Annotated in this window: 16 protein-coding genes; 12 read left to right on the forward strand and 4 right to left on the reverse strand. The window is 60.1% G+C overall.

Annotated features, from left to right (window positions below; all coding sequences use genetic code 11):
* Nucleotides 1-165 precede the first annotated feature (165 nt).
* The 4 genes from efeU to FJU08_RS14890 all read left to right on the forward strand — a co-directional run bounded on the left by efeU (nt 166) and on the right by FJU08_RS14890 (nt 6,601).
* On the forward strand, nt 166-1,776 hold the full coding sequence (gene efeU, locus FJU08_RS14875; protein ID WP_141149807.1) for an iron uptake transporter permease EfeU: 1,611 nt from the start codon (nt 166-168) through the stop codon (nt 1,774-1,776).
* Nucleotides 1,760-2,965 (forward strand): iron uptake system protein EfeO, encoded by a 1,206-nt coding sequence (gene efeO / locus FJU08_RS14880; protein ID WP_141149808.1) that lies wholly within the window; start codon nt 1,760-1,762, stop codon nt 2,963-2,965. The genes efeU and efeO overlap by 17 nt, the downstream gene beginning before the upstream one ends.
* An 87-nt stretch (nt 2,966-3,052) precedes the next feature.
* Complete coding sequence (locus FJU08_RS14885) at nt 3,053-4,300, forward strand: Dyp-type peroxidase (protein WP_141149809.1); 1,248 nt, start codon at nt 3,053-3,055, stop codon at nt 4,298-4,300.
* A gap of 525 nt (nt 4,301-4,825) precedes the next feature.
* Nucleotides 4,826-6,601 (forward strand): purine-cytosine permease family protein, encoded by a 1,776-nt coding sequence (locus tag FJU08_RS14890; protein WP_141149810.1) that lies wholly within the window; start codon nt 4,826-4,828, stop codon nt 6,599-6,601.
* Between the two features lie 27 nt (nt 6,602-6,628).
* Here FJU08_RS14890 and FJU08_RS14895 read toward each other — a convergent pair whose 3' ends face one another.
* Nucleotides 6,629-7,606: an oxidoreductase gene (locus tag FJU08_RS14895; protein WP_141149811.1), complete on the reverse strand. Its 978-nt coding sequence runs from the start codon at nt 7,604-7,606 to the stop codon at nt 6,629-6,631.
* Nucleotides 7,607-7,680: 74 nt separating this feature from the next.
* Nucleotides 7,681-8,160, reverse strand: coding sequence for a MarR family winged helix-turn-helix transcriptional regulator (locus FJU08_RS14900; RefSeq protein WP_141149812.1), 480 nt, complete (start codon nt 8,158-8,160; stop codon nt 7,681-7,683).
* A 214-nt stretch (nt 8,161-8,374) separates the two neighbouring features.
* Here FJU08_RS14900 and FJU08_RS14905 point away from each other — a divergent pair, with 214 nt between their 5' ends.
* The 8 genes from FJU08_RS14905 (at nt 8,375) to FJU08_RS14940 (ending at nt 15,590) form a co-directional block, all read left to right on the forward strand.
* Entirely contained in the window at nt 8,375-9,451 is a 1,077-nt protein-coding gene (locus tag FJU08_RS14905; RefSeq protein WP_210245242.1) for a cupin domain-containing protein, read from the forward strand.
* Nucleotides 9,448-10,032, forward strand: a complete 585-nt coding sequence (locus tag FJU08_RS14910; RefSeq protein ID WP_141149814.1) for a maleylpyruvate isomerase N-terminal domain-containing protein — start codon at nt 9,448-9,450, stop codon at nt 10,030-10,032. Before FJU08_RS14905 ends, FJU08_RS14910 begins: the two co-directional genes overlap by 4 nt.
* Before the next feature lie 32 nt (nt 10,033-10,064).
* On the forward strand, nt 10,065-10,766 hold the full coding sequence (locus tag FJU08_RS14915; protein WP_141149815.1) for a fumarylacetoacetate hydrolase family protein: 702 nt from the start codon (nt 10,065-10,067) through the stop codon (nt 10,764-10,766).
* The gene (gene maiA / locus FJU08_RS14920) at nt 10,763-11,413 is read left to right on the forward strand and encodes a maleylacetoacetate isomerase (protein ID WP_407943713.1); all 651 of its coding nucleotides are present in this window, start codon (nt 10,763-10,765) and stop codon (nt 11,411-11,413) included. Before FJU08_RS14915 ends, maiA begins: the two co-directional genes overlap by 4 nt.
* 70 nt (nt 11,414-11,483) lie before the next feature.
* Complete coding sequence (locus tag FJU08_RS14925) at nt 11,484-12,470, forward strand: TRAP transporter substrate-binding protein (RefSeq protein ID WP_141149816.1); 987 nt, start codon at nt 11,484-11,486, stop codon at nt 12,468-12,470.
* Complete coding sequence (locus tag FJU08_RS14930) at nt 12,467-12,961, forward strand: TRAP transporter small permease (RefSeq protein ID WP_141149817.1); 495 nt, start codon at nt 12,467-12,469, stop codon at nt 12,959-12,961. The genes FJU08_RS14925 and FJU08_RS14930 overlap by 4 nt, the downstream gene beginning before the upstream one ends.
* Nucleotides 12,958-14,220 (forward strand): TRAP transporter large permease, encoded by a 1,263-nt coding sequence (locus FJU08_RS14935; protein WP_141149818.1) that lies wholly within the window; start codon nt 12,958-12,960, stop codon nt 14,218-14,220. Before FJU08_RS14930 ends, FJU08_RS14935 begins: the two co-directional genes overlap by 4 nt.
* Before the next feature lie 158 nt (nt 14,221-14,378).
* Entirely contained in the window at nt 14,379-15,590 is a 1,212-nt protein-coding gene (locus FJU08_RS14940; protein WP_141149819.1) for a 3-hydroxybenzoate 6-monooxygenase, read from the forward strand.
* Nucleotides 15,591-15,641: 51 nt separating this feature from the next.
* Here FJU08_RS14940 and FJU08_RS14945 read toward each other — a convergent pair whose 3' ends face one another.
* Both FJU08_RS14945 and FJU08_RS14950 read right to left on the reverse strand, forming a co-directional pair.
* The gene (locus FJU08_RS14945) at nt 15,642-17,006 is read right to left on the reverse strand and encodes a hypothetical protein (RefSeq protein WP_141149820.1); all 1,365 of its coding nucleotides are present in this window, start codon (nt 17,004-17,006) and stop codon (nt 15,642-15,644) included.
* Nucleotides 16,996-18,207, reverse strand: a complete 1,212-nt coding sequence (locus FJU08_RS14950; protein WP_181409859.1) for an efflux RND transporter periplasmic adaptor subunit — start codon at nt 18,205-18,207, stop codon at nt 16,996-16,998. The genes FJU08_RS14945 and FJU08_RS14950 overlap by 11 nt, the downstream gene beginning before the upstream one ends.
* Nucleotides 18,208-18,211 lie beyond the last annotated feature (4 nt).

Here is an 18,211-nt window from a genome sequence, read left to right on the forward strand (position 1 = left end):
TCTTCTTGCCTAAGGGTGACGATCGTTAAGTCGATTATTCGTCTCCGGTTTTAATCATGCTGATCTGAGGCGATAGCGCTTTCATGCCGCCCGAACTGCCCGGAGGCAAACAAGCGCCGGCTTCAGACTCGGACGGGCAGAAGACGCAAGGATACGATTTCAACAATGCTGGCGACATTCATCATCGGATTGCGTGAGGGACTGGAAGCCGCACTGATCGTCGGGATCATCGCCGCCTTTCTTGCCAGGAACGGCAAGAGCCTTGCCCCGATGTGGATCGGCGTCACCGTCGCCGTCATTTTGTCGATTGCCGTCGGCGTTGCGCTGGCGCTTGTCGAAAAGGCCCTGCCCCAGGCGGCGCAGGAAGCGATGGAGACTGTTATCGGCGCCATTGCCGTGATCTTCGTCACCGGCATGGTGTTCTGGATGAACAATCATGCGCGCGACCTGAAGCGTTCACTCGAGGCCGAGGCCGCCGAGGCTATCGGCCAGACCGGCGCGGTCGCGCTCGCCAGTATGGCATTCCTTGCAGTTCTGCGCGAAGGGTTTGAAACCAGCGTCTTTTTGCTGGCGACTTTCTCCGCAGCCCAGTCTACCGCCTATGCCGCCATCGGCGCCGTGTCCGGCATCGTGCTCGCCGTTCTTATCGGCTGGGGCATTTATATCGGCGGCGTGAAGCTTAACCTGTCTCGCTTTTTCCGCATCACCGGCGCTTTTCTGATTCTGGTTGCCGCAGGCCTTGTCTTGAGTTCGCTGCGCACGGCGCATGAGGCCGGATGGCTCAATGCCGGCCAGCAGGCGACCGTGAACCTCACCTGGCTGGTCGCCCCCGGCACCATCCGTTCCGCTTTGATGACCGGCGTGCTTGGCATCCCCGCCGATCCGCGCCTCATTGAGGTCATCGGCTGGCTCGCCTATCTGCTCCCCGTCAGCCTCATCGTCTACTGGCCTGCCGCCCATCGCCCCGGTCTGCGTCTTGCTGCACAGATCAAATGCGTGATCGCAGCCTGCCTGCTGCTGATCGCCGCCATACTGGTGGTCGGCACGCCCTATCTGCCGCTTCAGACCCCGGCAACGGCGGCGCTCATCGCGCAGGACAGCAAGGCACCGGCTGGCAGTCTGGCGCTCAAGTCAACGCCGTCCGGCCAGCCTGACAGCCTGGTGCTGTCGCTTGCCGGCGAGGACGAGGAGCGCTTTGCCATCGATCCGGCATCAGCGATGCAGGAAAGCTATGACGGCCTCGATACCCTTGCCTATGCGCTCACCGATACGTTTTCGCCACCGGCCCGTCCTGATACGCTTGATCTTAACGATCTTGTTGCACTGGGCGGCGGACATCTGCCGACCGGCATTTCCCCCGGCCGCAACCCTGGCCCCTTCACGGCTGAGTGGTCGATCCACCGGGCTTTGAAAATCTGGACCGTTGACGGAAGACTTCTGGATGCAAGCGGCCGCGATGCCGTGATCGTGACCCTTTCAGGCGGCGGCTTGCAAACGCCGCGCAGCTTCACCGCCCGCGATGCGGGGGCGGCCTATTCTGTAGATCCAGCCTATCGCGAGGCCGTCAAGTCCGCTGTTTTGCGCCATGCCGCCGCTTTGCATGAATATCGTTTCTGGGCTCGTTTCATGCCCGCCATCCTGCTGCTTGCTGCGGCTTTCCTTGCGCTTTCGGGCCTTGCCGGTTTTTCGCGCAGCCGCAGGAACACACTTCTCGGACAGGACTGTCCCACCAACACCCATCGTGCGAAAGGAACACCCTATGTCACGCATTCATGATCCGAAGTTTCACCTCAGGGCCACCGTAGCCGCTGCGACCCTGCTTGCAGCTGGCTCGGCCTTTGCCGATGAGGCTCCGGTTGAAAACGGCGCCTCGCAGGTTGCCATTACCATGACAGGTGACGATGGCGGCACCTGCGCCATCGACTTCGACAGCGCCAAGGCCGGTCCGGTCACCTTCAGCGTGACGAACAAGACTGCAACCGCCCTGACCGAGGTTGAGCTTCTGAGCGAAAACCGCATCCTTGGCGAAAAGGAAAATCTCGCTCCCGGCCTGCCCAAGGTGTCCTTCACGGTGACGCTTGGCGGCGGCGACTATCAGATCTATTGCCCGGGTGCTGCCAATGAGCAGGTCGCCTTCACGGTCACCGGCGCACCGACGCCGAAGCCAACCGGCGGCGTCTCCGCCATTCTGCAGCAGGGCGCGGACGGTTATGCCAATTATGCCGCCGGCATTGCCGACGCCATGCTGACGGCCGTCGACAAGCTGAAGACCGATATCGATGCTGGCAATCTGGAAGCTGCCAAGCAGGACTATGCCAAGGCCCGTCCCTTCTACGAACGCATCGAATCCGATGTCGACGGCTTCATCATGCCGGGCTTTGACGTGACCGACAATCACGGCAATCTCGACTATCTGATCGACATGCGCGCGTCCAATCTTGACCCGGACGTGGGCTGGCACGGTTTCCACGCCATCGAGCGCGATCTGTTCGAAAAAGGTGAGATCACCGATGAAACCAAGACACAGGCGGCTGAGCTGCAAACCAATGTCGCCATGCTGATCGACGTTGCCAAGGGCCTGCAATATATGCCGGAAGACCTTGCCAATGGCGCCGCCGGCCTGCTTGAGGAAGTCCAGAGCAACAAGATCACTGGTGAAGAAGAAGCCTATAGCCATATCGACCTGGTTGATTTCGCCGGCAATGTTGAAGGCGCGCAGCAGGCCTTTGCCTTCCTTCAGCCAGGCATGGAAGAGATCGATCCTGAACTGACGGTTCAGATCAACGACCAGTTTGCCAAGGTCAACGCTCTTCTGGAAACCTATCGTGACCCCGACGCACTCGGCGGCTATGTTGTCTACACCGAAGAGCTGCGGGCATCCGACGCCGCCAAGCTTTCCAAGGCGATCCAGTCGCTGCAGGAGCCGCTGTCGACGATCGCCGAGAAGGTTGCGACCGCACAGTAATTTCTGACATCGTGGCATCCGGTTCCGCCGGGTGCCACTCAAAGCCGGGCGATGAACCGGAAAACCTTATTTTGACGTGATGCTGCCATGACCCAGTCTTCAGACAAGCCGAACCTTTCCCGCCGCAATCTCCTGATCGGCGCTGCTGCAAGTCCCATTGGTGCGCTGGCCGTTGCCGCCCCCGCCGCAGCCGAAACACCGCCGGCGCCTGAAGACATGATCAACCTGTCGGGCGAGGTTCCCTTTTACGGTGATGCGGGCCAAGCCGGGATTGACACCCCGCCGCAGCGTTACGTCCACTACATGACCTTCGATCTGACCACCGAAAATCCGCGCGACCTGCAAATGCTGCTGGCGCGCTGGTCCGCGGCCATCGCCCAGATGGCCAAGGGTGGCACGATCGGCCAGGTGGAGCCCAAGCGGCCAAATGGAATCGGTTTCGACACCGGCGAAGCACTCGATCTCGGCCCCGCCTCGCTTACGGTCACCGTCGGCCTCGGCCCCGGCGTCTTCGACGAGCGGCTTGGCCTTGCCGACAAGAAGCCCGCCTTGCTGCGCGAATTGAAGCACTTGCCGAGCGACGCCTTCCTGCCGCAATTTACCGGTGGGGATCTGTCATTGCAGGCCTGTGCCGATGATCCGCAGGTCGCCTATCATGCCATTCGCGATCTCGCCCGCATCGCCAAGGATACAGGTGCGGCCTCGACACGCTGGACAGTGATGGGCTTTGGCCGGGCGTCCGCCGGCAAGAACCAGAAGACCCCGCGCAACCTGCTCGGCTACAAGGACGGTACCCGCAATATCACCGAGCGCGAGGATTTCGACCGCTTCGTCTGGGTCGAGAATGATCCAATCTGGGGTCCGAACGGCAGCTATCAGGTGGCCCGCAAGATCAAGATGCATATCGAGAACTGGGATGTGGACCGCGTCAGCGACCAGAATGCCATTTTCGGCCGTTTCAAGGTTTCCGGCGCACCGCTTTCCGGCACCCATGAATTCGATACGCCCGACTTCCACAAGAAGGACGCGGCAGGCGATTACGTCATCCCGCAGACGTCACATATCAGTCTCGCGGCACACGAAAACAATGATGGGCTGAAGATCCTGCGCCGGTCCTATAATTATACCGAAGGCATCAACGAGGTCGGGCTCTTGTCGGCCGGCCTGCTGTTTATCTCCTATCAGAACGACCCGGCCCATTTCGAACAGCTGCAGCAGCGCCTGGGGGCGGCCGATGCGCTTAACGAATATATCGCCCATATCGGCTCGGCGATCTTCTTTGTTCCGCCTGCGCCGGCTGAAGGCAGCTATATCGGTCAGCTCCTCTTCGATTGACAGAAGTCTTCAGGGCTCAATTCAGGTCCTGAAGAACCCGCCGGTCAAACCGACCTCGTAGTCCGACGCGTCAAAAAGGAAACGAGAGATTCGGACTAATCGCCACAGATATTGCGATTTCAAGTGTTAAATCGAACTTTTTAAGCTATTGATTTATTTATCAATATGTCGATTTATGCGCCAATTTCTCTATGTTAGGCTTTACTTCCAAAGCGTTTTGAGCATAATTGCTCTTGTCATGGATCTTTCGGATTGATCCCTATCTGCCTGACCGTAATGGTCATATTCAGGGATCGGCGGACTGTCACTTTCAGTCCGTGGGCTGTTCTTTGATGCGCAATGCGCATGCTTGCTGCAACGAGCAGTGAGCGCGACCTGTGTGAATAGCCGTCATCCGCAAAGCAAATTCAACCCAAGGCATTTGCCAGCTGGAAAGCATTCCAGCTGCCGGGCCCCCATGACCTTCAGCCTGGCGCATTGTGCCCTGCTTCGCGCGGGGCCGAAAACCAACGACCAGAGGTATTGATGTCGATCGCAGACAGTTCCAGCCCTTCCCTAGAACGTTCATTGCCGAATTCCCATGAAAGACAACGCCATCTCAAAGATGCCATCCCGGCAGCAGCCCGCCATGTCAGAGGCTGGCGCTATTTTGCCGGCCTGTTTGGCGGTGAACATATCGCCGCGACGGAGTTCATCATCGGCGTGACCTTCGTCACCATGGGCGTTGGAACCAAGGAAGTGCTTCTGGGGCTTCTGATCGGCAATCTTCTGGCGGTGCTCAGCTGGACACTGGTGACGGCGCCGCTTGCCGTCGAGACGAGACGATCGCTGTTCTTCTATCTCGAACAGATCACCGGGCCTTATTTCAGCAAGATCTATAATTTTGCGATCCTGTTATTCTACGGCTCGCTGGCAGCGGCGATGATTACGGTCTCGGCCTATGCTCTGCGCTTCGCTTTCGGTCTTCCCGTCCAGCTTGAATGGTATCCGACCTCAGGCATGTTCATCTTGATCACATTGCTTCTGGCCGTCGTCGTTGTCGTCGTGGCGGCAAACGGCTTCGAAGCGATGGCGAACTTCGCAACGATCTGCTCGCCCTGGATGCTGGTCTGCTTCATTTGCGGCGCGGCCATTGCCCTTCCTGCTCTGGCGCTTCAAACCCACGGAACGACGAGTTTTGGCAGTTTTTCCGGCTTTCTGGAAACAGCCCACAACACGATCTGGACGGGTACGACGCCGGAAGGCGAAAAGGGTATTTCGGTTTGGGAAGTGGCCGCCTTTGCCTGGGCCAATGGCGCCATGGTGCATCTCGGTCTGATCGACATGGCGATCTTCCGCTTCGCCCGGCGCAAATCCTATGGCCTGTTTTCAAGTGTGGGCATGTTTCTCGGCCATTATGTCGGCTGGATCTCCGCCGGCCTGATGGGCGCGGGTGCCGCCTTTCTCATCGGCAAGCCGCTGACCGGACTTGATTCCGCCGATGTTGCCTTTGCCACGCTTGGATTTGTCGGCATTTTCGTCGTCATCTGCGCCGGCTGGACCACGGCGAATGCCTGCCTCTACCGCGCGGGTCTTGCGGCCAGTACGCTTCTGCCCAACATGTCCCGCCGCAATGTCACCGCCCTTGTCGGGCTCGTGATTGCAATCGCCGCCTGCTTCCCCTTTGTTGCCCGTTCCGTCATGCCACTGACGGTTTATGGTGCCATGCTGCTCTCGCCGATTGGCGCGATCGTCATCGCCGAGCATTATCTTCTGCCGCGTCTCGGCATGACCCGCTACTGGTCAAACTATCATCGTCACAGCATGAATACAGCAGCACTTCTGACATGGCTGGTGGCTCTTGCCTTCGCCGTCACGATGCTGATGACCAAAGCGGTGAGCTTCTACTTCATCTTCATCCCGGAATATCTGATTTGCCTCGCACTCTATCCTCTGGCTGCCGCCTGGCTTGGCGCTCGCGAGAAGTGGCCGAAGCAGGAAGCCCAGCAGGCCAGGCGGGAAGAAGCCCTGTCTGCCTATGAAGAAAAGCGGGAAATTCGCGAAGAACTGGCCAGTGACGAAGACGACCCGTCCAACGAGCGGACGGCCCGGCTTGCCAAATGGCTGCTCGCCGGCGCTGGCATTACGCTGCTGGCCATGCTCGCCGCATCGTTCAGCATTGCGGGCACCGACACGGATGGCAGCGCACTGACGGCCATGCGCTCCAGCTTCCAGACCATCGCGATCGTATGCACCATCTGCTACTTCATCCTTGCCTTCCTCGCCATGCGCGTCACGGATGGCAATGAAAGCGGCGGCTGAACCCGACGCGGTCTCTTAAGGCAGCGATCACGCCTCAGACAGACGTTTCTCGCTGATCGCCCAGAGCCGCTCTGCTGCATCGTCATCCGTCGCGTGGGCATTGACGCCGCGATAGCGCGCATAGGGACTGTCAGGATCGGTTGGCAAGGCGATGTCGCAATCCTCGCAATAGACGCCGGGCTTGCCGTCCAGCAGTGGAGAGGTCGCCGCAAAGGCCGTTGTCGCCGCACCCTGCTCGGGTGATTTAAACCCCTGGCGGGCGAGTTCCGAGGGCTTGCCATCGGGACCGAGCCACCCAAGCGCAATCATCTCTTCCTTGGGCAGGTGGCGCTGGAGCGGCGTGAAAATGCCACCCGGATGAACGGCAAAGGCCAGTCCCCCGGTATCGCGAAGCCGCCGCGACAGGGCATTGGCGAAAAGCGCATTGGCCGTTTTCGCCTGGCCATAGGCCACCCATTTGTCATAGGGCGTGTCACGAAAATCCATATCATCCCAATGGATGCCGGATATCTTGTGGCCGGTGGAAGACAGCGCCACGACCCGCACGCCCGGCGAGCGCTTCAGCAATGGCCAGAGCCCTTTGCTGAGCGCAAAATGACCCATGTGATTGACACCGAACTGCATTTCCCAGCCCGGCCCGGTCCGCATTTCCGGACAGGCCATAATACCCGCATTGTTAATCAGAAAATCAAGCTTTGGCGTCGCCGCTTCGACCTTTTCGGCAAAGCGGCGTACCGAGGCCAGATCCCCCAGATCCATCGGCATTGTCACCACATCGCCGATAATATCGCCAAGGGCGCCTGCTGCCTTTTCAGGCGAACGCACTGGAATGATGACGTGGACACCCTTGGCGGCGAGCGCGCGGACCAGTTCAAGCCCGATACCGCTATAGCCGCCGGTGACAATTGCCGTGCGGCCACCAAGGTCTGCACCCGCCAGCACCTCAACAGCCGTGCTCTTTGCCGAAAATCCGGAGCCAACCGGAACCTGATCTGATGCACTCATCGAAACCTCCCGAAACAGACGCGCAGTGTTGCCAAGAGATGAGACCCTGTCAACGCCCGCCGGGCCGGGCAGGCTCAGCCGCGCGCGATATCGTCCGGCACCCGGCGCAAGGGCGCTCGTGACAATTCGTTATTGGCATCCGTCAGCTTGCGCAAGAGCACCAGAAAGGTTTCGAGCTCGTCATCCGAAAGCTCCTTCAGGATGGTCTTCTGCGTCTTGAACACGGACGGCCGGACCGCATCAAGAAAGCGCTGACCCTCATCGGAGAGCTTCAGACTGCGCGCCCGCCGGTCAGAGGGGCTGACGCGCCGTTCGATCAGGCCGCGCCCTTCGAGCCGTGAAATCACGCCGCCTATGGTCACCCGGTCATAGGCAATCAGGCCGGCCAGCGTTGCCTGGTCGATGCCAGGATGATTTTCCAGCATGGCCAATACGGCAAATTGCACCGGCGTCAGCTCAAAACCTGCCGTGCCCGTCTCCGTGATGAAGGCCGACACCGCGATCTGCTGCAAACGGCGGATCAGGTGGCCCGGTAAGTCGTCCAGATTGGTCATGTTTTCCCCTCTAGCCTATCCCCGATCAAAACGAAATCATTTTCCCGGCGCAACGCTTCTCATCGCTGCAATCCGCCCGTTCTTTCGCGCTGGCTAGCGCAAGCGGCGGCATCACGGCTCTCCGTCATATTAGTAAGCATACATATTAAATATTGACATTGGTCAAGATAGTAAGTATACGACGCATAATATCGAGCTAAGGAGGAGATGTTCGATGGATATGTCGCAGCCCGAAGACAGCGCCGAGCTCAAGGCGCTCTACGAGGCCTTTCGCCAGAACCACCTCAATCCGCTCTGGACCCAGATCGGCGATCTGATGCCGGTCCATCCCAAGCCCAAAGCTGTGGCGCATGTATGGAAATGGTCGGAGCTTTATCCGCTGGCACAGCAATCCGGTGAACTTGTACCCGTCGGACGCGGCGGGGAACGCCGTGCGATCGGCCTTGCCAATCCCGGCCTCGGTGGCGAGGCCTATATCTCACCGACGCTCTGGTGCGCCATTCAGTATCTTGGCGCCAAGGAAACGGCGCCGGAACATCGCCATTCGCAAAATGCCTTCCGCTTTGTCGTAGAAGGCGAAGGCGTGTGGACGGTCGTCAACGGCGATCCGGTGCGCATGAGCCGCGGTGATTTTCTACTCACGCCCGGCTGGAATTTCCACGGCCATCACAATGAGACCGATCAGCCTATGGCCTGGATCGATGGTCTCGACATCCCCTTCTCCTATCAGAATGATGTCGGCTTTTTCGAATATGGCTCCGACCGGGTGACCGATTATGCGACGCCGGACTTTTCGCGCGGCGAAAGGCTCTGGTGCCATCCCGGCCTGCGGCCGCTGTCGGGGCTGGAAAACACGGTCAGTTCGCCGATCGGTGCCTATCGCTGGGAGTTTACCGACCGGGCGCTCACCGAACAGCTACTGCTGGAAGAAGAGGGCCAGCCCGCGACCTATGGCCAGGGTCATGCCGCCATCCGCTATGTCAATCCGACCACCGGCGGCGATGTCATGCCGACAATCAGGGCCGAATTCCACCGCCTGCGTGAAGGCGTTGAAACGGCAACCCGGCGCGAGGTCGGCTCCACCGTGTTCCAGGTCTTCGAAGGCCGTGGCGCTGTTGTCATGAACGGCGAACGCAAAATCATCGAGAAGGGCGACATCTTCGTCATCCCATCCTGGGTGGCCTGGTCGCTGGAGGCGGAAACGCCATTCGACCTCTTCCGCTTCTCCGATGCGCCGATCATGGAGCGGCTCAATTTCGCCCGCACCCTGGTTGAAGAAGCTGCAGCATGACGAGCCTTGATGACGCCCGCCGCGCGCTGATGGCACGGCAGGGCTCTGGCGCACGCTATGATGCGCCGGAAGCCCCTGCCGATATGCTTCATCTCGCCCGCACCGGCACAGCCTATTTCGCCCGCTTTTTGAACCGGCTTCCGGATCGGGCGCTCTATGAACCGCTGCGTGCCGATGGCCTGACGCCTGCTCATGTGATCTCGGCCATCTCCTATCAGGCGCGCGCCATTGCCCGACAGGCCGAAGCCATCACGGCGGGGGATACCATCCCGCCGCTTTATGACAGTCAGGCCGCTCTGAAGGCGATGATCGATCTCGGCGCCACGTTGCCGGCACGGGCGCTCAGGCATCTGTTCGACCATGCGAGTGTTCACCTGAACGTGGTCTGGCGCGATCTGCCGGGCGATGGCTGGCAGGTTCTGGTCCCCGGCATTGACGGGACCATGCATGCCTTTGCCGACACAGTCCGCACCAGAGCCTGCAGTATTTGGGCAGCAGCTTTCGATCTCGGCAACGGTGCGCGAAAGCGCGATCTGCCGGTAGCACTTCTTGCCGCCGGTTGCAGTGAATTTACCGCATAAATGCGGCAAGACGACGTGAAAGGACATTACCGATGACCAAAGAGGCACTCTTTCCCTCCCCCGCCTGGCCGACCATTCCGGTTGAAGGCGAGACCCGTGAATATCCGGTCCATCGCATCTTCTGCGTTGGCCGCAATTACGCCGCCCATGCCGCAGAGATGGGCGTTGAGGTTGACCGTGAAGCACCCTTCTACTTCACCAAATCGGCGCTGATGACCGAGGCCACCGGCACTACGGTCGCCTATCCGCCGGGCACGGAGAATTTCCACTACGAGATGGAACTGGTCATCGTCATCGGTGCGAAAATCTTCCGGGCAGACCGCGATAGCGCACGCGCCGCGATCTATGGCTATGCCTGCGGCCTCGACATGACCCGGCGCGACCTGCAGCTTGCCGCACGCGCCAAGCAGCGTCCCTGGGATCTTGGCAAGGATGTCGAACAGTCCGCCGTCTTCGCCGCGATTACGAAAGCTGATGCCTTCGGCGCAATCGGCCCACAGCGGATCCACCTCGAAGTCAATGGCGCGGTCAAGCAGGATGCCCACCTTTCCGATCTCATCTGGAAGGTTGACGAGATCGTATCCGACCTTTCGAAATTCTATCACCTCGCCCCCGGCGACGTGATCATGACCGGCACGCCGGCCGGTGTCGGCGCGGTTGTTCCCGGGGACGTGATTACCGGCGGTATTGACGGTCTTCAGCCGGTTAAGCTGACGATCGGGGCAGCGGAATGATCCGCTTCTACGGCTATTTCCGCTCGTCATCGGCCTATCGTTGCCGGATCGCCTTCAATCTCAAGGGGATCGACTACGACTTCGTCTCGGTGCATCTGCGCAAGGATGGCGGCCAGCAGAAGACGGCCGATTACCGCGCGAAAAACCCGCAGGCGCTGGTGCCGGCGCTTGAGGATGGCGACCTGACCCTGACTCAGTCGCTCGCCATCATCGAATGGCTGGACGAAACATTCCCGGAAAAGGCGCGTCTGATCCCTGGAGACAAGGATCTGCGCGCGAAGGTCCGCGCCTTCTCGCAGGCGATTGCCTGCGACATCCACCCACTTCAGAACCTGCGCGTGCTTGACTATCTCAAAGCAGAATTTGGTGCCGATCAGGCCGGTCTTGACCGTTGGTGCGGTCGCTGGATCGGCGATGGTCTCGCCGCCTGCGAGGCGCTGCTGGAGAAGGAGCCGTCATCAACATTCTGTTTCGGAGAAAATCCGACCCTTGCCGATATTTGCCTCATTCCGCAGGTCTTTTCGGCTCACCGATTCGGTGTGGATCTTTCCGCCATGCCCCGCTTGACGAGAATTGCCGCGGCAGCTGATGCGCTGCCCGCCTTTGCCAATGCCCATCCGCGAAACCAGCCAGACGCGGAAGGATAAATAGACGGCAGATGCAGGGCCGAGGAGGGCCCTGTTTCTGCCGGTGTCATGAACATCAGGAGGAGAAACCATGACCATTTCGAATTTCGGCCTGAAGGCCCTTCTTGCCACCGCCACCATTCTTGCCCTTCCCTTCTCGGTAGAAGCGCGCGAATTGCGTATGGGGCTGATCACGCCGCCCAGCCATGTCTGGACCAAGGTCGCAGAGCGTATGGCCGAGAAGCTGCCCGAGGCCACCAATGGCGATCTGACGCTGGCCATCTTCCCCGCCGGTCAGCTCGGCACGGAACAGGAAATGTTCCAGCAGATGTCGACCGGCCTGCTTGATGCAGGCCTGATGACGGCGGCGATCACATCACTGCGCGCGCCCTCGCTTCAGGGCTGGTTCACGCCCTATCTGTTCCCCGATGTCTCCGCAGCGATCAAGGCCGCCGATACGCCCGCCGCCCAGCAGATGCTCGGTGAGCTTGACAATGCCGGGCTTCACGGCATGGGCTACACCTTTGCCGGCATGCGCCACATCCTCATGCGCGACGAACCGGCAACCGATGTTGCAGCGCTTCAGAACAAGAAGATCCGCATCGTTCCCTTCCCGGCGATGAAAGTCTGGTGGCAGGCCGTCGGCGCCGTGCCGACACCGGTGAACCTGACCGAGGTTTATCAGGCGCTCCAGACCGGTCTTCTTGATGGCGTTGATATCGACCTTGATGCGCTGGTGGGCCTCAAGTTTCAGGAAGTCGCGCATGATCTGACGCTGACCAGCCACATGACCTTCCCGGCGGTGATGATGGTCTCCGACATGACCTGGTCCGGCCTGACCCAGGACGAACAGGACGCCTTCCAGAAAGTGGCTTCCGAAGCGCTGGCCTGGGGATCCGAGCAGCAGATCGCCGCTGAGGCGGCCAATCTGGCAACGCTGGAACAGGAAATGAGCGTCACGAAGCTTTCCGATGGCAAGCAGGCCTTCGCCAAGGCCAATGAAGCGGTTGACGCAAGCTTTGCCGCCTATCCGCTGATCGGCGAATTCCAGACCCAGGTCGCGGAGCAGGCCAAGTGAACCCTCTGGGCAAAATCTCGGCCGGCCTGGCCCAGCTTGAACGCTGGGCCAGCAGGATCCTGGTGGTGGGGTTTGTCGGATTGATCGTCGCCAATGTCGGCATGCGCTATATTGTCGGCCGGCCGATTATCTATGCCGAGGAGCTGGCAGCCATCCTGCTCGTCTGGCTCGCCTTCATCGCCACTTCGATCTCGATCCATACGAGCGCGCAGATCGGTGTGACGCTGCTGGTTGACAGCTTCTCCGCCCCCTATCGCAAGCTTGTCGATCTTGTGGTCTGGGTCCTGATCGCAGCCATGCTGGCCATCCTGCTGAAGGCGGGTATTGCCTGGGTCCGCTCACCCGTTGTCGCCTTTGAACAGGTCATCACCACCGGCTGGCCCAAGGCACCGTTTTTCACCATCTTCCCGATCTTCTGTGCCTCTGCGCTGATCCATGCGAGTGCTCATGTGGTCCGTGCGGCTGGCGCATTGAGGGAGAAAACCGCATGACCGGCCTTTCCTTTCTCGTTCTGCTTCTGACCGGAATGCCGGTGGCCTTCGTGCTGATCGGTGCGACGCTGGTCTTCATCTTCATGTCCGGCCGCGAGCAGCTGATCGCCGCGATCCCGCAGATTTCCTTCGGCTCGGTCGAAAATTTCGATCTTCTCGCCATCCCGCTCTTCATCCTGCTCGGCGAGATCATGAATGAGAGCGGGCTGACGCGGCGCATCATCACCTCGGTCAGAGTGTGGATCGCGCGGCTGCCGCATAATCTCGTCATCGTCAATCTGATCTCCAATCTGGCGCTGGCAGCCATCATGGGGTCTGCCACGGCGCAGATGGCGGTGATGAGCCGGGTCGTCGTGCCGGAAATGGAACGCGACGGCTATGATCGCGGCTATGCCGCCAGTCTCACGGCATCGGCCGGCCTGCTCGGTCCGATCATTCCGCCCTCCATGCTGTTCATCATTTTCGGCGTGATCGCCCAGGTCTCGATCGCTGACATGTTCATGGCCGGTATCGTGCCGGGCATGACATTGTTCGTGCTGATCCTGTTGCTCGCCTTCTGGCAGGCGATGCGCAATCACAAACAGCAGGGCGCGACCGATCGTCTGAACCTTAAACAGAAGGTCGCCGCAACCATTCCGGGCCTCGCCGCCATGTCGATCCCGGTCGTCATCGTCGGCGGTATTTCCTTTGGTGTTTTCACACCGACGGAATCGGCTGCGGCGGCTATCGTCGTGGCGCTTTTCTTCGCCGTACTGGAATTTCGCGGCCAGACCTTCAAACGGCTGATGGCGATTATCGACCGTACCGTTGCCAATTCGGCGATCGTATTGTTTCTCGTCGTTGCCGCGAAAATTTTCGGCTGGGTCCTGACCTTCAATCAGGTGCCGCAGCATGTCGCTGATTTCATCGTCTCGCTGACGGATAATCCGACCGTCTTCCTGCTGCTGATTGTCGTCTTCCTGTTCATCGTCGGCATGTTTCTTGACGGCATCGCCGCGCTGATCATCCTGACGCCGATCCTTCTGCCAGTGGCGATCAGCCAGTATGGCATTGATCCGATCCAGTTCGGCGTAATCCTCGCCATGACACTGGTGCTGGGCCTTCTGACCCCCCCGGTGGGAACCGGTCTCTATATTGCCGCGGCCCTTTCAAAAGTGCCTGTGATGCGGCTGTCCAAACTTGTACTGCCCTATGTATTGGCGACGCTCGCCGTCATTCTCGCAGTGGTATTCATACCCTGGATGGTCCACCCGTTCTGAACGGACGGGTGAACCGGCACTCTGTCTGTTGAGCGCCAGACTTTTAAAACCGCCGGAAAACGGAAACGACCCGATCGGGATCGCCAGCCCCGGCAACCAAAACAAAAACATCTTGAATGTCTAAAGCCATTGCTTTGGGCAAACGGAGGAGATTTGCCATGTCGAAACTTGCAAATGAAGCACATCCTATTCTGATCGCCGGTGGCGGGATCGGCGGTCTGGCCGCAGCCATCGGCCTCGCCAATAAGGGGCTGAAATCGCTGGTGCTGGAACGCGCGCCGAAGCTCGGCGAAATCGGCGCCGGCATCCAGCTCGGCCCCAACGCCTTCCACGCCTTCGATTATCTGGGCGTTGGTGATGCAGCACGGGCAATCGCCGTCTATATCGACAATCTCAGGCTGATGGATGCCATCGATGGCACCGAGATTACCCGCATTCCGCTGGATGACGCCTTTCGCACCCGGTTCAAAAACCCCTATGCGGTGATCCATCGCGGCGACCTGCATGGCGTGTTCCTGAGGGCCTGCGAGGACCATCCGCTGGTCACATTGCGCACCAATGCCGAAGTGGTCGACTACGAACAGGATGGCACCTCAGTCACCGCGGTCCTCAAGGATGGTGAGCGCCTGACCGGCTCACTGCTGATCGGTGCGGACGGGTTGTGGTCGAACGTCCGCAAGAAAGTCGTCGGTGATGGAAGTCCGCGTGTTTCCGGCCATACGACCTATCGCTCGGTGATCCCGACCGAGGACATGCCGGAAGATCTGCGCTGGAATGCCGCCACGCTCTGGGCCGGGCCGAAATGTCATATCGTCCACTATCCACTCCGCGGCTGGAAGCTGTTCAACCTGGTGGTCACCTATCACAATCACGCGCCCTCACCCGAGGCCGGCGTGCCGGTCAGTCATGAAGAGGTGCGCAAGGGTTTTGAACATGTGGCGCCGGTGGCCCGCCAGATCATCGAGCGCGGCCAGGACTGGAAACGTTGGGTCCTGTGCGACCGCGATCCGGTTGACAACTGGATCGATGGCCGCGTCGTCCTGCTCGGTGACGCCGCCCATCCGATGATGCAGTATTTCGCCCAAGGCGCCTGCATGGCCATGGAAGACGCCGTTGCCATGGCGCATGTGCTGGGCGAGGAAGGCGGAGAACTGGATCAGGCGCTGGCGCGCTATCAGGCGCTGCGCGCTCTGCGCACCGCCCGGGTTCAGCTGCAATCGCGCGAGATCGGCCAGCATGTCTACCATCCGGCGGGCGCCCATGCGAGCTTGCGCAATGCCGTCATGCGATCGAAATCCCCCACCGACTGGTACGATATTATTGCCTGGCTCTATGGCTCCACCGGGCTCGAAGGCACCGTTTCCTCCTGACGGCGTCCCCGATGCCGGTCGCGCACCTCCGAGAAAAGCGCGGCCGGCACGTCAGGACTGATCCGACGTGAGCGGTGCGCATAAAAGCTTGGCCGCCGCTCTGGCCATGCTCATTTCAAACACCGCCTTCGCACGCTCAAGCCTGGCTTCGGCCAGCGCCACATCGCCACTGCATCGTTCAGCCGCCGGAAGGCTCTCAAGCGCGAGAGCAGCGGCGCGCACCTTTGGTTCAGCCGCAGCGATATCGCGTTGAAGTGCCGCGATCTTGAGGCTGATATCCTGGTAATCACCGAGAAATGTCTGACGGTTTTCCTTGGCGGTCAGGATGGTGCTCAAGAGATCCAGCCGGGCCTGTTCCGTCAGCCTGATGCTGTCACCCTGATCGATAATGGGCAGGACATAGCCGACCAGAAACTGGAAACTCAACCCGCCCGTCTGGCTCATAAAGCTTGGCAGCGCCGCTGTCAGCTTGGTGTAACGCGATTTCTTGGCGAGATCGAGCTGCGCACCGGCGGCTTCCACCAGCAGGTCCTCCAACTGGCTGTTGCCCGATGCCGCAAAACACATCTTGCCATCATCGGCAGCAGGATCAGGCAGAAAGTCGAGCGCCGGATAGACCGGTTTTCCGGCATAGACTTTGTCGCCACGCCCTTCGAGACCGGCAAGCGCCAGAACCTTGTCCTGCTGGATCGCCATCGCTGCCTTGATGGCGGTCACTTCGCTTCTGGCCGCTGACAGCTGGAGGCCGAGACTGTTCTGTTCAGCAACCGAGACATTGCCCAAAGCGCTTTCCGCCTTCAGCCCGTCGGCCTTGCAGGCAAGCGCGTCAGCCTCAAGACCGGCCTTTTGCCGGGAAAACTCCATCTCGCTCAGCGCGGCATAAGCCTGTAACAGCGCGAGCAGCGCCTTACGCCGGGTCAATTCATATTGCACCGGAATCAGCTCTTCGGCGATCTCGACCGCATGCTTGTCGAGCCCGAGCAATGTATAGGCAATATCCCAGTCGATCCCGAGGATCACATTGTTGCTTGCCGTCAGTCCACCGCTGCGATCATAGGTCACAAAACTGCGCGCATCGGCCGAGATACGCGGATAGCGACGGGATTTGCGCTCATCCAGCGCCAGTTCCGCCCCAGCTCTGGCGATACGCGCCTTGAGGATGTCCTGTCCGCGCACCCGCGCTGTTTCGACCAGCTGAACCGGATCGAGCTCTGTACCCGGTTCAGCCGACGGTGCTTCAGAGATCGTCTGCTGCAGCACCTGAATATCCGCACGCGTGCTTTTCAGCGCCGGAGAGGCACAGGCGACAAGCGATGCTGTGGCAAATAATGCTGCCCAGGACCCAACCCGTCGCCGCCCCCGGCCTTGCTGCCGGTTGCCGGAGCCCCCCCATTGATGGTCGCGATTATTGTTCAAGAACGCGCTCACCCGGTTTCAGGCCAGACATGATGCGAACCAACCGGCCGTCAACCTCGCCGGGCACGACCTGAACAAGGGTCTGACCGCCCGCATCCTGCCGCTTGACATAGGCTTTGCCCGCCTGGAACAGAATAGCGTCCACCGGTATGGCCGGTGCAGGTCCGCCCAATGGTTTGGAGAAACGGCAGACAGCCTGACTGTGGAGAAAATCCGCCCCATTTTCAGCAGAAAACACGATATCAACATCATAGGCGTAACGGCCGCGTGCCTGCTCCAGCGCGTCCTTGACAAGGCGCGTGGCCGCAATCCGGGCCTTGAGCGCCGGCTGGCCTGCGGGAAACAGCACTTCAACGCTGGAATTTTCAACAACGGCCATGTCCGCATCATCAATCCGCAGGGTTGCACCAAGCTGATCGGGCTGCACGAGATCGGCAAGTTTCGCACCAGTGCGTACCGACGATGCCTCGCTCACGGCAAAATTCGGGTCGGCAAACACCACCCGGCCAGCTTCAGGCGCGCGCAGCACCATCGCCTCCAGTTGCGTTTCGAGATCGGCGAGTGCCTGTTCGGAACGGGTAATATTGTCTTTCAGCGCATCGATATCGAGCTTTTCCTGCGCCCGATCGAGACTGAATTGATGACTGAGCCGCGTCAGAGTCTTCGCAGCGGCATCGCGCTTCAGCTGCGCCTCTTCGACCCTGCTGGGTGCTATCTTGCCCTTTTTTTCAAGTTCTGCCGTTTCCGAAAGCAGGGCTTCCTGCCGCGCGAGCGTGTCTTTTGCATCTTTTTCATCAAGCTGCCGGATGGCTTCATTCTCCAACCGGGCCGGACCCGTCTTGAACGCCAGTTGTGCCTTCAGACCGGTCAGATCGAGCCGCGCAAGTTTCTCATCGCTTTGAAGCTTGGCGCGGTCATAGCTGGCAATCACCGCGCCTGCCGCAACGATTGCACCATCTGCAACCTCAGCCGAAAGCCTGCCATCGGTGGGCGCAACAACCGCAAGCGGGGCGCCATAATCGATATGACAGCGCCTAACGATCGCCTCGGAAAACAGATGCGTGGTCACATTGAAAACCTGTTGCGGCGGGGTGCTCGCCGCTGCCTTTTCGCGCAACAGCGGCGCAGACCCGGCAAACGCAAACCAGGCACCGCCCCCCAGGACAATCAGGCAAGCCACGAAAAGAAAAGTCCTGCGCAAGGGG

This window comes from Martelella alba (assembly GCF_006516955.1).
Classification (GTDB): Bacteria; Pseudomonadota; Alphaproteobacteria; order Rhizobiales; family Rhizobiaceae; genus Martelella; species Martelella alba.

Excerpts from the sequence above, each read along its gene's own strand:
- efeU (WP_141149807.1), top strand. The coding sequence starts at position 166 with ATGCTGGCGACATTCATCATCGGATTGCGTGAGGGACTGGAAGCCGCA.
- FJU08_RS14900 (WP_141149812.1), bottom strand. The coding sequence starts at position 8,160 with ATGACCAATCTGGACGACTTACCGGGCCACCTGATCCGCCGTTTGCAG.
- FJU08_RS14915 (WP_141149815.1), top strand. The coding sequence starts at position 10,065 with ATGACCAAAGAGGCACTCTTTCCCTCCCCCGCCTGGCCGACCATTCCG.
- FJU08_RS14885 (WP_141149809.1), top strand. The coding sequence starts at position 3,053 with ATGACCCAGTCTTCAGACAAGCCGAACCTTTCCCGCCGCAATCTCCTG.
- FJU08_RS14910 (WP_141149814.1), top strand. The coding sequence starts at position 9,448 with ATGACGAGCCTTGATGACGCCCGCCGCGCGCTGATGGCACGGCAGGGC.
- FJU08_RS14895 (WP_141149811.1), bottom strand. The coding sequence starts at position 7,606 with ATGAGTGCATCAGATCAGGTTCCGGTTGGCTCCGGATTTTCGGCAAAG.
- FJU08_RS14905 (WP_210245242.1), top strand. The coding sequence starts at position 8,375 with ATGGATATGTCGCAGCCCGAAGACAGCGCCGAGCTCAAGGCGCTCTAC.
- maiA (WP_407943713.1), top strand. The coding sequence starts at position 10,763 with ATGATCCGCTTCTACGGCTATTTCCGCTCGTCATCGGCCTATCGTTGC.
- FJU08_RS14890 (WP_141149810.1), top strand. The coding sequence starts at position 4,826 with ATGTCGATCGCAGACAGTTCCAGCCCTTCCCTAGAACGTTCATTGCCG.
- efeO (WP_141149808.1), top strand. The coding sequence starts at position 1,760 with ATGTCACGCATTCATGATCCGAAGTTTCACCTCAGGGCCACCGTAGCC.
- FJU08_RS14935 (WP_141149818.1), top strand. The coding sequence starts at position 12,958 with ATGACCGGCCTTTCCTTTCTCGTTCTGCTTCTGACCGGAATGCCGGTG.
- FJU08_RS14925 (WP_141149816.1), top strand. The coding sequence starts at position 11,484 with ATGACCATTTCGAATTTCGGCCTGAAGGCCCTTCTTGCCACCGCCACC.
- FJU08_RS14940 (WP_141149819.1), top strand. The coding sequence starts at position 14,379 with ATGTCGAAACTTGCAAATGAAGCACATCCTATTCTGATCGCCGGTGGC.